The sequence below is a fragment of the Streptomyces sp. P9-A4 genome, from assembly GCF_036634195.1.
GTDB lineage: Bacteria > Actinomycetota > Actinomycetes > Streptomycetales > Streptomycetaceae > Streptomyces.
In genome coordinates this window covers 2286314-2299597 of record NZ_JAZIFY010000001.1, presented here as the reverse complement: position 1 = coordinate 2299597, position 13284 = coordinate 2286314, and the positions used below count along the sequence as shown (strand labels likewise).

14 protein-coding genes are annotated in these 13284 nt (G+C 71.6%); 11 read left to right on the top strand and 3 right to left on the bottom strand.

Going from position 1 to position 13284, the window contains the following annotated elements:
• Positions 1–195 precede the first annotated feature (195 nt).
• The 5 genes from V4Y03_RS10365 (at position 196) to V4Y03_RS10345 (ending at position 4658) form a co-directional block, all read left to right on the top strand.
• Positions 196–1320 carry a PfkB family carbohydrate kinase gene (locus tag V4Y03_RS10365; protein WP_332434726.1) on the top strand — a complete coding sequence of 375 codons (1125 nt, stop codon included), beginning with the start codon at positions 196–198 and terminating at the stop codon, positions 1318–1320.
• 104 nt (positions 1321–1424) lie between these two features.
• Positions 1425–2498, top strand: a complete 1074-nt coding sequence (locus V4Y03_RS10360; protein WP_317876414.1) for a PhoH family protein — start codon at positions 1425–1427, stop codon at positions 2496–2498.
• Between the two features lie 12 nt (positions 2499–2510).
• Entirely contained in the window at positions 2511–3008 is a 498-nt protein-coding gene (gene ybeY / locus V4Y03_RS10355; RefSeq protein ID WP_056559093.1) for an rRNA maturation RNase YbeY, read from the top strand.
• Positions 3009–3012: 4 nt separating this feature from the next.
• Positions 3013–4308: a hemolysin family protein gene (locus V4Y03_RS10350; protein ID WP_317876412.1), complete on the top strand. Its 1296-nt coding sequence runs from the start codon at positions 3013–3015 to the stop codon at positions 4306–4308.
• Positions 4305–4658 (top strand): MmcQ/YjbR family DNA-binding protein, encoded by a 354-nt coding sequence (locus V4Y03_RS10345; protein ID WP_317876411.1) that lies wholly within the window; start codon positions 4305–4307, stop codon positions 4656–4658. Before V4Y03_RS10350 ends, V4Y03_RS10345 begins: the two co-directional genes overlap by 4 nt.
• A 1-nt stretch (position 4659) precedes the next feature.
• Here V4Y03_RS10345 and V4Y03_RS10340 read toward each other — a convergent pair whose 3' ends face one another.
• On the bottom strand, positions 4660–6078 hold the full coding sequence (locus V4Y03_RS10340) for an MFS transporter (protein ID WP_332434725.1): 1419 nt from the start codon (positions 6076–6078) through the stop codon (positions 4660–4662).
• A 118-nt stretch (positions 6079–6196) separates the two neighbouring features.
• On the opposite strand from V4Y03_RS10340, the gene V4Y03_RS10335 reads away from it, so the two are divergent.
• The 6 genes from V4Y03_RS10335 (at position 6197) to era (ending at position 11770) form a co-directional block, all read left to right on the top strand.
• On the top strand, positions 6197–7057 hold the full coding sequence (locus V4Y03_RS10335; protein WP_317876416.1) for a helix-turn-helix transcriptional regulator: 861 nt from the start codon (positions 6197–6199) through the stop codon (positions 7055–7057).
• A gap of 99 nt (positions 7058–7156) precedes the next feature.
• A complete protein-coding gene (locus V4Y03_RS10330; protein ID WP_332434724.1) occupies positions 7157–7519 on the top strand; it encodes a cytidine deaminase in 363 nt (120 codons plus the stop codon).
• Positions 7520–7732: 213 nt separating this feature from the next.
• Positions 7733–8212, top strand: coding sequence for a hypothetical protein (locus V4Y03_RS10325; RefSeq protein WP_317876408.1), 480 nt, complete (start codon positions 7733–7735; stop codon positions 8210–8212).
• Positions 8213–8414: 202 nt separating this feature from the next.
• Positions 8415–9749 carry a beta-xylosidase gene (locus V4Y03_RS10320; protein WP_332434723.1) on the top strand — a complete coding sequence of 445 codons (1335 nt, stop codon included), beginning with the start codon at positions 8415–8417 and terminating at the stop codon, positions 9747–9749.
• A 66-nt stretch (positions 9750–9815) separates the two neighbouring features.
• Positions 9816–10790 carry a WxL protein peptidoglycan domain-containing protein gene (locus V4Y03_RS10315; protein WP_332434722.1) on the top strand — a complete coding sequence of 325 codons (975 nt, stop codon included), beginning with the start codon at positions 9816–9818 and terminating at the stop codon, positions 10788–10790.
• Between the two features lie 29 nt (positions 10791–10819).
• The gene (gene era, locus V4Y03_RS10310; protein ID WP_442809761.1) at positions 10820–11770 is read left to right on the top strand and encodes a GTPase Era; all 951 of its coding nucleotides are present in this window, start codon (positions 10820–10822) and stop codon (positions 11768–11770) included.
• Positions 11771–11792: 22 nt separating this feature from the next.
• On the opposite strand, the gene V4Y03_RS10305 is transcribed toward era, so the two are convergent.
• Together V4Y03_RS10305 and V4Y03_RS10300 are read right to left on the bottom strand one after the other, a co-directional pair.
• The gene (locus tag V4Y03_RS10305) at positions 11793–12056 is read right to left on the bottom strand and encodes a protealysin inhibitor emfourin (RefSeq protein WP_317879100.1); all 264 of its coding nucleotides are present in this window, start codon (positions 12054–12056) and stop codon (positions 11793–11795) included.
• Between the two features lie 20 nt (positions 12057–12076).
• On the bottom strand, positions 12077–13129 hold the full coding sequence (locus tag V4Y03_RS10300) for a M4 family metallopeptidase (RefSeq protein WP_332434721.1): 1053 nt from the start codon (positions 13127–13129) through the stop codon (positions 12077–12079).
• Between the last annotated feature and the right edge of the window lie 155 nt (positions 13130–13284).

The following is a 13284-nucleotide window of genomic DNA, read 5'->3' as shown; positions in this document are numbered from 1 at the left end:
GCATCCGAGTGGGCGGAGAAGACGGTATCCCCCGATTCGGCCTGTGATGTGGGCCACAATCGGTTTGGGGTCGGAACGGCGGGGCAACGCGCGACGTCCGCGTCGCGTCACCCCCGTCCCTCCACCCCCATCGGGCACACTGTCCAGACCGGCACCACGGTGCCGGTCCAGCGCACCACGACCGGGGAGTCCGCCGTGACCGCAGCAAGGGGAGACCAGCCGCAACACGACGCCGGGGTCGACCCGTTGGTGCGCCTGCGTGAACCCACCGACCCCGCCTGCGACGTCTTCCTCACCGGCACCGTCTTCCTCGACATCATCTTCACCGGCCTCGACAGCGCCCCCGTCCGCGGCACCGAGTCCTGGGCCCGCGGCATGGGCTCCAGCCCCGGCGGCGTGGCCAACATGGCCACCGCCCTCGCCCGGCTGGGCCTGCGCACCTCGCTCGCCGCCGCCTTCGGAGACGACCACTACGGCGAGTACTGCTGGGACGCCCTCGAACAGGGCGAGGGCATCGACCTGTCGCTCTCCCGCACCGTCCCCGGCTGGCACTCCCCGGTCACCGTCTCCATGGCCTACGAGGGCGAGCGGACGATGGTCTCCCACGGCCACGAGGCCCCCCACCTGGACGGAGCCCTCCCCGCCTACCCGCCCCACGCGCGCGCGGCCGTCGCCTCGCTCGTCCCCGGCCGCTCCGAGGAGTGGGTCGCCCGGGCCGCCCGCGGCGGCGCCAAGGTCTTCGCCGACGTCGGCTGGGACGACACCGGCCACTGGGACCTCGCCGGACTCACCGACCTCGCCCACTGCGAGGCCTTCCTGCCCAACGCCGCAGAGGCGATGCGCTACACCCGCGCCGACTGCCCCCGGGCCGCCGCCCGCGCCCTCGCCGACAGGGTCCGCTACGCCGTCGTCACCCTCGGCTCCGAAGGAGCCTACGCCGTCGACGGCGCCACCGGCGAGACCGCGGAGGTCCCCGCCATCCAGGTCTCCGCCCTCGACCCGACCGGTGCCGGGGACGTCTTCGTCGCCGGATTCGTCACCGGCACCCTCGCCGACTGGCCGCTCGCCGACCGCCTCGCCTTCGCCGGCCTCACCGCCGCCCTCTCCGTCCAGGAGTTCGGCGGCTCCCTCTCCGCCCCCACCTGGGGCGAGATCGCCGCCTGGTGGCAGCACGTCCAGGGCCACGCCATGCAGGACCCCGAGGCCCTGCGCGACCGCTACGCCTTCCTGGAGCGCCTCCTGCCCGCCCCCGCCCCCGCCCGCCCCTGGCCGCTGCGCAGGGCGGTGCCGACGATCGGCTTCCGGGCGGCCGCCCCGTAAATCCCTACGGCCTGTCGGTGCCGAGTCGTAGGCTTGGAGATCCAGAGGTTGTCGAGCAGCGAGAACCCTGCAACGGGAGGTATGCGCAGGCTTAGTGCCGGCCCATGACTCAGACACCCACAACCCATGACGGGGCGTCCCGCGACGGAGCGCCCGACCAGGCCCGCGCCCACTTCACCGTCCCCGCCAAGCACCCGATGGTGACCATCCTCGGCTCAGGCGATTCGCTGCTCCGCGTCATCGAGCGGTCGTTCCCCGGGACCGACATCCATGTCAGGGGCAACCAGGTCAGCGCGGTCGGCGACGCGGCGGATGTCGCTCTGATCCAGCGCCTGTTCGACGAGATGATGCTGGTGCTCCGCACCGGTCAGCCGATGACGGAGGACGCGGTGGAACGCTCCATCGCCATGCTGCGGGAGGAGACCGGGGACGCGGCCGTCGAGACGCCGTCCGAGGTGCTCACCCAGAACATCCTCTCCAACCGGGGCCGCACGATCCGCCCCAAGACGCTCAACCAGAAGCGGTACGTCGACGCGATCGACAAGCACACGATCGTCTTCGGCATCGGCCCCGCCGGCACCGGCAAGACCTACCTCGCCATGGCGAAGGCGGTCCAGGCCCTGCAGTCCAAGCAGGTCACCCGGATCATCCTGACCCGCCCGGCCGTCGAGGCGGGCGAGCGCCTCGGCTTCCTGCCCGGCACGCTCTACGAGAAGATCGACCCGTACCTGCGCCCGCTCTACGACGCGCTGCACGACATGCTCGACCCGGACTCGATCCCCAAGCTCATGGCGAGCGGGACGATCGAGGTCGCGCCGCTGGCCTACATGCGCGGCCGGACGTTGAACGACGCGTTCATCATCCTCGACGAGGCGCAGAACACGAACCCCGAGCAGATGAAGATGTTCCTCACCCGCCTCGGCTTCGACTCGAAGATCGTCATCACCGGTGACGTCACCCAGGTCGACCTGCCGAACGGGACGAAGAGCGGTCTGCGGCAGGTGCGCGACATCCTGGAAGGCGTCCAGGACGTCCACTTCTCGACGCTCACGTCGCAGGATGTCGTCCGGCACAAGCTCGTCGGCCGTATCGTCGACGCGTACGAGCAGTACGACATCCGCAACGAGAGCCGCGACGACAGCCGCGGTGAGCATCGGCGCGGCCGTAACGGGAAGTAGAACGCAGAGCACATGTCGATCGACGTCAACAACGAGTCCGGTACCGAGGTCGACGAGCAGGCGATCCTCGACATCGCCCGCTACGCGCTCGCGCGCATGCGCATCCACCCGCTCTCCGAACTCTCGGTGATCGTGGTGGACGCGGAGGCCATGGAGCAGCTCCACATCCAGTGGATGGACCTGCCGGGCCCGACGGACGTCATGTCCTTCCCGATGGACGAGCTGCGCCCGCCGGCGAAGGACGACGAGGAGCCCCCGCAGGGGCTCCTCGGCGACATCGTGCTCTGCCCCGAGGTCGCCACCCAGCAGGGCAAGGACGCGCCGACGGAGCACTCCATGGACGAGGAGCTCCAGCTGCTCACCGTCCACGGTGTGCTCCACCTCCTCGGGTACGACCACGAGGAGCCCGAGGAGAAGGCCGAGATGTTCGGACTCCAGGCGGCGATCGTCGACGGCTGGCGCGAGGAGAAGGGCCTGACCGGCCCGTCCCCCGCGCCGACCGTCTCCTGACCCGATGGACGTTTCACTGATTTTCGGGGCGGTCGCCCTGGTCGTCGTGGCCTGGCTGGCCGCGTGCGCCGAGGCCGGTCTCGCCCGCGTCTCCAGCTTCCGCGCCGCCGAGGCCGTACGGTCCGGGCGGCGCGGGGCCGCGAAGCTCGCCCAGGTCGCCGCCGACCCGACCCGCTATCTCAACGTGGCGCTGCTGGTCCGCGTCGCCTGCGAGATGGCCGCCGGGGTCCTCGTCACCTACGTCTGTCTGGAGGCCTTCCCGGAGACCTGGGAGGCACTGCTCGTCGCGATCGCCGTGATGGTCCTCGTCTCGTACGTGGCCGTGGGCGTCTCGCCGCGCACGATCGGCCGCCAGCACCCGCTGAACACGGCGACGGCCGCCGCGTACGTGCTGCTGCCGCTGGCCCGGATCATGGGCCCGATCCCGCAGCTGCTGATCCTCATCGGCAACGCGCTGACCCCCGGCAAGGGCTTCCGGAAGGGTCCGTTCGCCTCCGAGGCGGAGCTGCGGGCCATGGTGGACCTCGCCGAGCGGGAGTCGCTGATCGAGGACGAGGAGCGCCGTATGGTGCACTCCGTCTTCGAGCTGGGCGACACCCTCGTGCGGGAGGTGATGGTGCCCCGGACCGACCTCGTCTGCATCGAGCGGTACAAGACGATCCGTCAGGCGCTCACGCTCGCGCTGCGCTCCGGCTTCTCCCGCATCCCGGTCACCGGGGAGAACGAGGACGACATCGTCGGCATCGTGTATCTGAAGGACCTGGTCCGCAAGACGCACATCAACCGCGAGTCCGAGGCCGACCTGGTCTCCACCGCGATGCGGCCGGCCGCCTTCGTGCCCGACACCAAGAACGCCGGTGACCTGCTGCGCGAGATGCAGCAGGAGCGCAACCACGTCGCCGTCGTCATCGACGAGTACGGCGGCACCGCCGGCATCGTCACCATCGAGGACATCCTGGAGGAGATCGTCGGGGAGATCACCGACGAGTACGACCGGGAGCTGCCGCCGGTGGAGGACCTCGGCGAGGACCGCCGCCGGGTGACCGCGCGCCTCGACATCGGCGACCTGGGCGAGCTGTACGGCCTGGGGGCCGACGAGTACGACGACGAGGACGTCGAGACCGTCGGCGGTCTGCTCGCGAAGGCGCTGGGCCGGGTCCCGATCGCCGGCGCGAAGGCGGTCGTGGAGCTGCCCGACGGGCGTTCGCTGCGGCTGACGGCGGAGTCCCCGGCCGGCCGGCGGAACAAGATCGTCACCGTTCTCGTGGAACCGCTGGAACCGGAGGAGAGCCCGGAATGACCCCCGACGAGCTGCGCGCCTTCTGTCTGGACTTCAACGATGCGACGGAGGAGTTCCCCTTCGGGCCGGACGTCTCCGTCTTCAAGGTCGCCGGGAAGCTGTTCGCGCTCTCGTGGCTCGGGTCCGAGCCGCTGCGGGTCAATCTGAAATGCGATCCGGACGACGCCGTACGGCTCCGCGAGGAGTATCCGGCGATCGTCCCCGGCTATCACATGAACAAGCGGCACTGGAACACGGTGAGCGTGGGAGAGCTCCCGGACCGCATGGTCCGGGAGCTCGTCGAGGACTCGTACGACCTCGTCGTCGCCGGTCTTCCGAAGGCGGTACGGCTCCGCCTCGACCGCCCCTGAGTCACCGGCGCCGCAGTCCGATGCCGACCAGGAGCGCGGTGCCGAGCAGGATCGCCGCGTCCAGGAGGAGGACCGTGCGGACGCCGCCGTAGAGGTTCCCGCCGGTGGTGGCGAGGACGCCGAGCAGCGGGATGCCGACGGTGAGGCCGACCTGCTGGGTGGTGGTCACCAGGCCGGTGGCCAGGCCCTGCTCCTCGTTCGGGACGCCGGAGGTGACGGTCAGCCCGTACGAGACGATCGCGCCGAGGTGGAACATCGAGGCCACCGAGACGGCGACGGTCGCCAGGACCGCGCCCGACTCCTCGCCCACACCGAGCAGCCCGGCCGTCAGGACGCCCTGTCCGACGAGCGAGCCGACGAGGGTGCGGCGGGCGCCGATCCGGCCGATCACCTTCGGCGCGAGCACGCCGGCCACGACCGACACCACGCCCTGCACACCGAAGATCAGGCCGGTCTGGAAGGCCGACAGGTCCAGCGTCTCCTGGAAGTACAGGGTCAGCACGAAGACGACGGTCGACATCATCGAGAAGGTGACCAGACCGCCCAGGTTGCCGAAGGCGACCGTGCCCCGGCGCAGCATCGGCAGGGAGACCAGCGGGGCCGCGTGCCGGGACTCGACGCGTACGAAGACCGCGAGCAGCAGCAGGCCCGCCACCAGGGTGACCAGCACGTCGGCGTCGCCGAAGCCGCGCTGGGCGGCCGTCGACAGGGCGTAGATCAGGGCGAGCAGACCGCCGGTGACGGTGACCGCGCCGGGCACGTCGAGCCGGGGCCGGTCGGGGGTGCGGGACTCGGGGAGCAGTCCGGGGGCCAGCGGCAGCACGATCACGCTGAACAGGGCGAGCAGGCCCATGGTGGAGCGCCAGCCGAGGGTGTCGGTCATGACGCCGCCGAGGACCATGCCGACGGTGAAGCCGAGCGAGAGCAGGGTGCCGGAGATGCCGAGCGCCCGGTCGCGCAGCGGGCCCTCGGGGAAGGTAGTGGTCAGCAGGGACATGCCGGTGGGCACGATCGCGGCGGCGCCGATGCCCTGGAGGGCGCGTCCGGTGAGGAAGACGGCCGGGTTCCAGGCGAAGGTGGCGAGCAGCGAGGCCGCGCCGAAGAGGGCGAGCCCGGCGAGGAACAGCCTCTTGCGTCCGTAGAGGTCGCCGACGCGTCCGAAGAGGAGCAGGAAGCCGCCCGAGGGGAGGGCGAAGGCGGTGACGGCCCACTGGAGGGCGGACTGGCCGAGGCCGAGGTCGGCGCCGAGGACGGGCAGGGCCACGTTCAGGACGGAGAAGTCCAGCGCGACCATGAACTGGGCGGCGCAGAGCACGAAGAGGATGAGACGGGTGCGGCCGGTGAGGGCCGGGGGAGCGGCCGGGGCGTCCGGGGTGCCGGAGGCGGTGGGGGCGGTCGGGGGTGAGGTCGTCGTTGCCATGCCCCCACCTTCGGCGTCCGGGAACAACGCTGGGGAGCGGGAACTTATCCTGTTGGTCGTACCACCAGGCATCCAGGGGGAGGAAGCACACGTGGCCACCGCTCTCGAGAGCACCACGATGAAGCAGCACCGGCTGGGCGAGCTGCGCGAGTTCCTGATGAGCCGCCGGGCCCGGGTGAGCCCGGCCGAGGCGGGGCTGCCGGACGGCGGCGCGCGGCGCCGCACGCCGGGGCTGCGCCGGGAGGAGGTCGCGGTCCTCGCGGGTGTCGGGGTCTCCTGGTACCAGTGGCTGGAGCAGGGCCGGGACATCACGGTCTCGCCGCAGGTGCTCGACTCGGTGGCGCGGGTGCTGCGGCTGAGTCCGGCGGAGCGGCGCCATCTGTACGTCCTGGCGGCGCTGAACCCGCCGGCCCCGCAGACGGCCCCGGAGGACCGGGACATGTGCGAGGGGCTGCGGCGGCTCATCGACGCGTGGATGCCGTATCCGGCGCACATCATGGACGCCTACTGGAACACGATCCTGTACAACGACGCGGCGTCGATCGTGCTCGGGATGCGGCCGGAGATCTCGCAGAACTGCCTGGTGAACTTCTTCACCGATCCGCTCTACCGCGCGCGGGTGGGGTACTGGGAGGAGCTCGCGCCGAGGGTCGTCGCGCAGTTCCGCTCGGCCTGCTCGGAGTGCCCGGACGACGAGGGCTTCCGGGCGGTGGTCGAGGAGCTCAAGGAGCTGAGCCCGGAGTTCGTCGAGCTGTGGGACCGGCGGGACATCCTGCCGGGCGGCCAGAACCGCAAGGAGCTGACACATCCGCTGGTCGGCGCGCTGTTCGTGGAGGCGACGCAGCTCAGGGTCCCGGCCCGGCCGGACCTGGTGATCGTGATGCACACGCCGCTGCCGGAGGCGGGCACGGCGGAGAAGCTGGAGTGGCTGGTGTCGCCGGAGGGACGCCGGGGGGCGATGTACCCGGTCGCGGGCTGATCCCCCGGGGTGGACGGCCCGGTCGCGGGCTGAGACGCCGGGCGGTCGCGGGCTGAGACCGGACCCGGGCCCGTCCCGGCCTCGACCTATGCTCGGGGCATGACACTCAGCAGCGAGCACGGCGACCTCGGCGCCGAGGACCTCAAGATCATCACGCTGGCGCGGAGCGCCCGCGCGCGCAACGGCGTGCCCGAGGGGGCCGCGGTGCGCGACGAGACCGGGCGCACGTACGTGGCGGGCACGGTGGAGCTGGAGTCGCTCAGCCTGAGCGCGCTGCGGACCGCGGTCGCCATGGCGGTGGCCAGCGGCGCCCGGTCGCTGGAGGCGGCGGCCGTCGTGTCGAACGCCGGGGCCGCCTCGGACGAGGACCGCGCGGCGGTACGGGACCTCGGCGGCCCGGAGACCCCGGTGCTGCTCGCGGGCCCGGACGGACAGCTGCGCGCGGCGGTCACCGCGGGCTGAACCGAGCGGCGAGATCAGGACACGGAGGGTCCGGCGGAGAGCCGGGCCCTCCGTGTCTTTGTGTGTTTGTGAAGGATCACCGCATCTTCTCTTGCCTTCCCCGGCGGTCTGCGTCTCAATGAACACCGGTTCGTCCGACGGACCGTCAGATCTCCACCATTCACGCAGTGTCCGCACCCCTGCGTTCGTCATCGGAAGGGGTTCGAACTCGCCATGAGAAGCAGAAGCACCTTAGGGACCGTCGCGGTCCTCGCCGGCGGCATCGCCGCCGCCTCGCTGGCCTTCGCTCCGACGGCCGCCGCCGTGGCGCCGGGGACGGCCACGGCGACGTACGACTGCGGAAGCTGGGGCGGTGGCACCGCCACCCTCGCGGCCACGCAGAGCGGCACCGCCGCGACCATCACCGTCACCTCCGCCGTCACGACGCCGATCGCGGTCGGCGCCGACACGATCAGCTCGACCCTGACGCTGGCCAAGGGTGGCGGCGGCACCCGGGTCTTCACCGGGAAGAAGAACCCGGCGCTCGCTGCCGGGCAGTCCGTGGTCATGGGCCCGCTGAGCGGGACCGTGGCCTCGGGTGACAGCCTCAACTCGTACTTCGCGGGTGTCGCCCTCAAGATGGTGATCTTCGGGGTCACGGTGAACTGCGACGCGGTGACCTCGCAGTCGCCCGGCCCGTTCGTGTTCAGCTGAGCCCTGCCCCAACCGGACCGGTGTCGCCTTCGGGCGGCACCGGTCTCCGTCGTGTTCCGGGGCGGTGACCTGGGGAAACGTCGGAGTCGGCGATCTTGACATTATCTGATGGGTCATCAGTCGATGTCTTTCGCTTGCATTGACTTCTTTTCGCCGGCGGCCGTCAATGGCGCCCACTCATTCCTCAGGAGGGGGCACTCCCATGGCACTCACCCGATCCCGGGCGGCGGCCCGAAGACGGCGCTGGACCGCCGTCCTCGGCGCCACCGCCCTCGCGGTCGTCGGCGGCGGCGCCGTCGCCGCCCCGGCCGGCGCGACCAGCACCTCCGTGGAGGTGCAGTTCCCCACGCGCTGCGTCCCGCCGCCGATCGCCGGCATCCCGGCCATCGAGGGCACGACCACGTCCGCGATCACGGTCGACAAGTCGGCGCCCAAGGTCGGCGACACGGTGACCGTCACCTACACGATCACCAAGCCCGCCGCGTCCAACCCGGTCGACCTGGCACTCCCGGCCGACATCATGACGCCGAGCGGCAAGGTCGTCCTCGGCGGCGCCCAGTCCGGCGCCGTGACCGTCACCGGACCCAAGAAGAACCCGCCGGTCCCCGGCAAGGGCTCCTTCCCGGCCTTCTCCATGACCGGCACCTTCACGGTCACCGAGGCCGGATCGATCACCCTGTCGCCCGGCGACTACAACATCCACACCAGCTACCTCATGGAGCTGGACACCCCCTGTACGGTGCTCAACCCGCCCGCCCCGGTCTCCGAGACGGTCGTCGCGAGCCCCGTCACCAGCCCCAACGCCCGGACGCTCCAGCTCGACAACGCCTCCGGTGACCCCGGGGTCCGGGTGACCGTCAGCGGCGCCAAGTTCACCCCGCTCACCGAGGTCACCGTCGTCGGCCGGGCCGGCGGCGCCGAGACCGCGGACCGGATGACCGTCACGACCGACAGCGAGGGCGCCTTCGCCGCCCGTCTGAAGGTCAACGACGTGGCGACCACCGGGATCGTGGCGTACGAGGGCGCGGCCTGGGACCCGGAGAAGGGCGCCGGACCCGCCGCGTACAAGGTCGTCGTCCCCGCTCCGCCGAACAGCCAGACGGTCACCGCGACCGTCACGGCCGGCGAGCTGTCCATGACCCAGGCCGGTGACGCCGTCCAGCTGTCCGCGGTCGACTTCGGCCAGGGCGGCGCGGCCACCGGAGCCCTCCAGACGGTGACGGTCAAGGACTTCCGCGGCGGCCCCGCGGGCTGGTCCCTGACCGGCAAGGTCACCGACTTCACCGGCCCCGGCGGCGCCATCGGCGCCGGGAACCTCAGCTGGACCCCGGCCTGCACCGCCAAGGCGGGCAGCCCCAGCACCTGCGCGGCCGGTTCGGCCGGCCCGGTCGGCAGCGGCGGCGCGACCCTCGCCTCCACGCCGAACGGCGCCCTCACGGGCGGCGAGTTCACCGTCGACGCCGGGCTCTCCCTCGACGTCCCGGCGTTCACCGCGCCGGGCGCGTACGCGGGCGTGCTGACGCTGACCCTGTCCTGACCGCACAGCGGGCCGGGCGCGCACCCGGCCGGCCCGCTCCGATCCGCACCCCGGGGGTTCCGCACCGTGCGCGTCAAGCCGTACGTCCTCCTCCTGAGCGCCCTCCTCGTCCTCCTGGGCCTCGCGCCGGTCGCGCGGGCCGCCGAGAACGGCGAGTGGGCCGTCTACCCGGCCGCCGCGAAACTCGGCAGCCGCCCGTACTTCTTCCTCACCGCCGACCCCGGCTCCACGGTCACCGACCGGGTCACCGTCGCCAACAAGACCGCCGCGCCGCTCACCTTCCGGCTCTACGGGGCCGACGCCTACAACACCGACCGGGACGGCGGCTTCGCCGTCCGCGCCCAGCGGGAGAAGCAGACCGGCGCGGGCGCCTGGATCAAGCCCGCGCGGACCCGGATCACCGTCCCGCCCGGCTCCGCCGTCACCGTCCCGTACACGCTGACCGTGCCCGCCGACGCCGACCCCGGCGACCACCCGGGCGCCCTCGTCGCCCTCGACGAGCGGATCAGCCCCGGTGCGAAGGGCTCCGTGGCCGTCGGTGTCCAGCGGGCCGTCGCCGCCCGCGTCTACCTCCGGGTCAACGGGCCGACCGTGCCCGCCCTCGCCGTCGAGGACGTCACCCTCGACCAGGACCGGCCGCTGGTCCCCGGCACCCGGAGGAGCAGCGCCGTCGTCTCGTACACCCTGTTCAACCGGGGCAACGTCACCCTCAGCCCCAAGGTCGTCCTCAAGGCGGAAGGGCTCTTCGGCCGTACCCTCCTCGACCGCGACCTGGCGAAGGTGCCGGCCGAGCTGCTGCCCCGGCAGAAGATCAGGCTCACCGAGCGCTGGACCGGCTCCCCGCAGCTCGACTGGGGTGACGTCACCCTCACCGCGACCGCGAAGGACGTGAAGGAGACCGGCACGGTGTCCTTCCTCGCACTGCCCTGGCTCGCCGCCGGAACCCTGCTCGTCGGGGGTGCGGCGGGTGTCTTCGCCCTGCGGGTACGGCGCCTCCGGGCGGCCCCGGCGGACGCGGGTACGGACGCGAGCACCCACTGAGTGCGTGAGGTGGGCGCTCATCGGGGACAATGGCCCCCATGAGCGCTCGCAACCAAGAAACCGAAGCCGTCCACCGGGCCGGCTTCGCCTGCTTCGTCGGCCGCCCCAACGCGGGCAAGTCCACTCTCACGAACGCTCTGGTCGGCCAGAAGGTGGCCATCACCTCGAACCGGCCGCAGACTACCCGGCACACGGTGCGCGGCATCGTGCACCGCCCCGAGGCGCAGCTGATCCTGGTCGACACCCCCGGGCTCCACAAGCCGCGCACCCTCCTGGGCGAGCGGCTCAACGACGTGGTGCGCACCACCTGGGCCGAGGTCGACGTGATCGGCTTCTGCCTGCCCGCCGACCAGAAGCTCGGCCCCGGTGACAAGTTCATCGCCAAGGAACTGGCCGGGATCAAGAAGACCCCCAAGGTCGCGATCATCACCAAGACCGACCTGGTCGACTCCAAGACGCTCGCCGAGCAGCTGATCGCCGTCGACCAGCTCAGCAAGGAGCTGGGCTTCGAGTGGGCGCAGATCGTGCCCGTCTCGGCCGTCGGCAACAAGCAGGTCCAGCTCGTCGCCGACCTGCTGATCCCGCTGCTCCCGGAGTCCCCGCCGCTCTACCCGGAGGGCGACCTCACGGACGAGCCCGAGCAGGTCATGGTCGCGGAGCTGATCCGCGAGGCCGCGCTCGAAGGCGTACGGGACGAGCTGCCGCACTCCATCGCCGTGGTCGTCGAGGAGATGATCCCGCGCGAGAACCGTCCGGCGGACCGGCCGCTGCTCGACATCCACGCCAACGTGTACATCGAGCGCCCCAGCCAGAAGGGCATCATCATCGGCCCGAAGGGCAGCCGCCTCAAAGAGGTCGGCATGAAGTCCCGCAAGCACATCGAGGCGCTGCTCGGCACCCCGGTCTTCCTCGACCTCCACGTGAAGGTCGCGAAGGACTGGCAGCGCGACCCGAAGCAGCTGCGGAAGCTGGGGTTCTAGAAGCCCGGAGCCCCGAGAGCTTCTACGCGCCTTCCTTGAGGACCCTCGTGATGAGGGTCCTCTGCGCGTCCGTGAGGCGTGGGTCGCGGCAGCGGACCGTGACGCCGTCGACGGTGATCTCGTAGGCGAAGCCGTCCGGCACGCCCCGGCCCTCGTCGCCGCCCTCGTCGAGGACGGTTCCGGCCAGGGTGTGCCAGCCATCCGCGTCGGGCCGGCCGGAGGTGTCCACCTCCGCCGACCGCTCGATGCCCGCGAAACCGCCCGTGCGCCGCACTCGAATCCGCATGGGCCCTGTCTACCAGCCGGTCAGTCGGTGGGCACCCCCACCGCGGACCAGGCCTTCAGAACGGCCTGGATCTCCTCGCCTTCGCCGTACCGCGCCTTCGCCGCCGCGACGGTGGCCGCCGCGAACTCGGAGAAGCGGGCCTCGGGGGTGAGCGTGCCGCCGGTCATCACGTCGTACCAGATCTGCCCGGTCCGCTCCCAGGCGCTGCCGCCCAGCTCGGTCGCGGCCAGGTAGAAGGCGTGGTTGGGGATGCCGGAGTTGATGTGCACCCCGCCGTTGTCGCGGCCGGTGCGCACGTAGTCGTCCATGTGGCCGGGCTGCGGGTCCTTGCCGAGGACGTCGTCGTCGTACGCGGTGCCCGGGGCCTTCATGGAGCGCAGCGCCGTCCCCTCCACGTTCGGGTGGAAGAGGCCCTCGCCGATGAGCCAGTCGGCCTGCTCGGCGGTCTGGCCGAGGGCGTACTGCTTCACGAGCGAGCCGAAGACGTCGGAGACGGACTCGTTGAGCGCGCCGGACTGGCTGAAGTACTCCAGGTTCGCCGAGTACTGGGTGAAGCCGTGGGCCAGTTCGTGGCCGATGACGTCCACGGGGAGGGTGAAGTCGAGGAAGATCTCGTTGTCGCCGTCGCCGAACACCATCTGCTCGCCGTTCCAGAAGGCGTTGCCGTAGTTCTCGTCGTAGTGGACGGAGGCGATCAGCGGCAGCCCGGAGCCGTCGATCGAGTCGTGCCCGAACGCGTTCATGAAGAGTTCGAAGGTGGCGCCGAGGCCCGCGTACGCCCGGTTGACGGTGGCGTCGCCGGTGGCCTCCTCGCCCTCGCCGCGGACCTTGGCGCCGGGCAGGACCGTGCCGCGCTCGCAGTCGTGGACGGTGCGGTGCGGCCGGCCGGTCTCGGCGGGGGCGAGGGTGGGCGCGGTGCCGGGCAGCGGCAGGACCCGGAAGGTGCGGGCCGAGGCGTCCGCGACGAGGGTGCGGCGGGCGGTCGCCGCGACGGCCGGGTTCGAGGAGCGCGCGAGGTGCTCCAGGAGGTGCGGGGGGACGATCGAGCAGAAGACAGGCGTGTGGGGAGTCATCTCCGCAATGTGGCACTGAGTGAGGCCGGTGTCACGGGATGAGACGAGGATTGGCGAAATGGAGTGATGCGTCACTGTTCGGTATTGACGCGGAGGCCGTCCCGCATACTGATACGGGACGTCCGTCTCCGTCGTCCTGGGCTAGGCTGCCGCCA

What these genes read in the sequence shown, in the direction of transcription:
- V4Y03_RS10320 (WP_332434723.1), top strand. Translation starts at nt 8,415, where the DNA reads ATGGCACTCACCCGATCCCGGGCGGCGGCCCGAAGACGGCGCTGGACC.
- V4Y03_RS10340 (WP_332434725.1), bottom strand. Translation starts at nt 6,078, where the DNA reads ATGGCAACGACGACCTCACCCCCGACCGCCCCCACCGCCTCCGGCACC.
- V4Y03_RS10350 (WP_317876412.1), top strand. Translation starts at nt 3,013, where the DNA reads ATGGACGTTTCACTGATTTTCGGGGCGGTCGCCCTGGTCGTCGTGGCC.
- V4Y03_RS10330 (WP_332434724.1), top strand. Translation starts at nt 7,157, where the DNA reads ATGACACTCAGCAGCGAGCACGGCGACCTCGGCGCCGAGGACCTCAAG.
- V4Y03_RS10345 (WP_317876411.1), top strand. Translation starts at nt 4,305, where the DNA reads ATGACCCCCGACGAGCTGCGCGCCTTCTGTCTGGACTTCAACGATGCG.
- V4Y03_RS10300 (WP_332434721.1), bottom strand. Translation starts at nt 13,129, where the DNA reads ATGACTCCCCACACGCCTGTCTTCTGCTCGATCGTCCCCCCGCACCTC.
- V4Y03_RS10360 (WP_317876414.1), top strand. Translation starts at nt 1,425, where the DNA reads ATGACTCAGACACCCACAACCCATGACGGGGCGTCCCGCGACGGAGCG.
- ybeY (WP_056559093.1), top strand. Translation starts at nt 2,511, where the DNA reads ATGTCGATCGACGTCAACAACGAGTCCGGTACCGAGGTCGACGAGCAG.
- V4Y03_RS10325 (WP_317876408.1), top strand. Translation starts at nt 7,733, where the DNA reads ATGAGAAGCAGAAGCACCTTAGGGACCGTCGCGGTCCTCGCCGGCGGC.
- era (WP_442809761.1), top strand. Translation starts at nt 10,820, where the DNA reads ATGGCCCCCATGAGCGCTCGCAACCAAGAAACCGAAGCCGTCCACCGG.
- V4Y03_RS10305 (WP_317879100.1), bottom strand. Translation starts at nt 12,056, where the DNA reads ATGCGGATTCGAGTGCGGCGCACGGGCGGTTTCGCGGGCATCGAGCGG.
- V4Y03_RS10335 (WP_317876416.1), top strand. Translation starts at nt 6,197, where the DNA reads ATGAAGCAGCACCGGCTGGGCGAGCTGCGCGAGTTCCTGATGAGCCGC.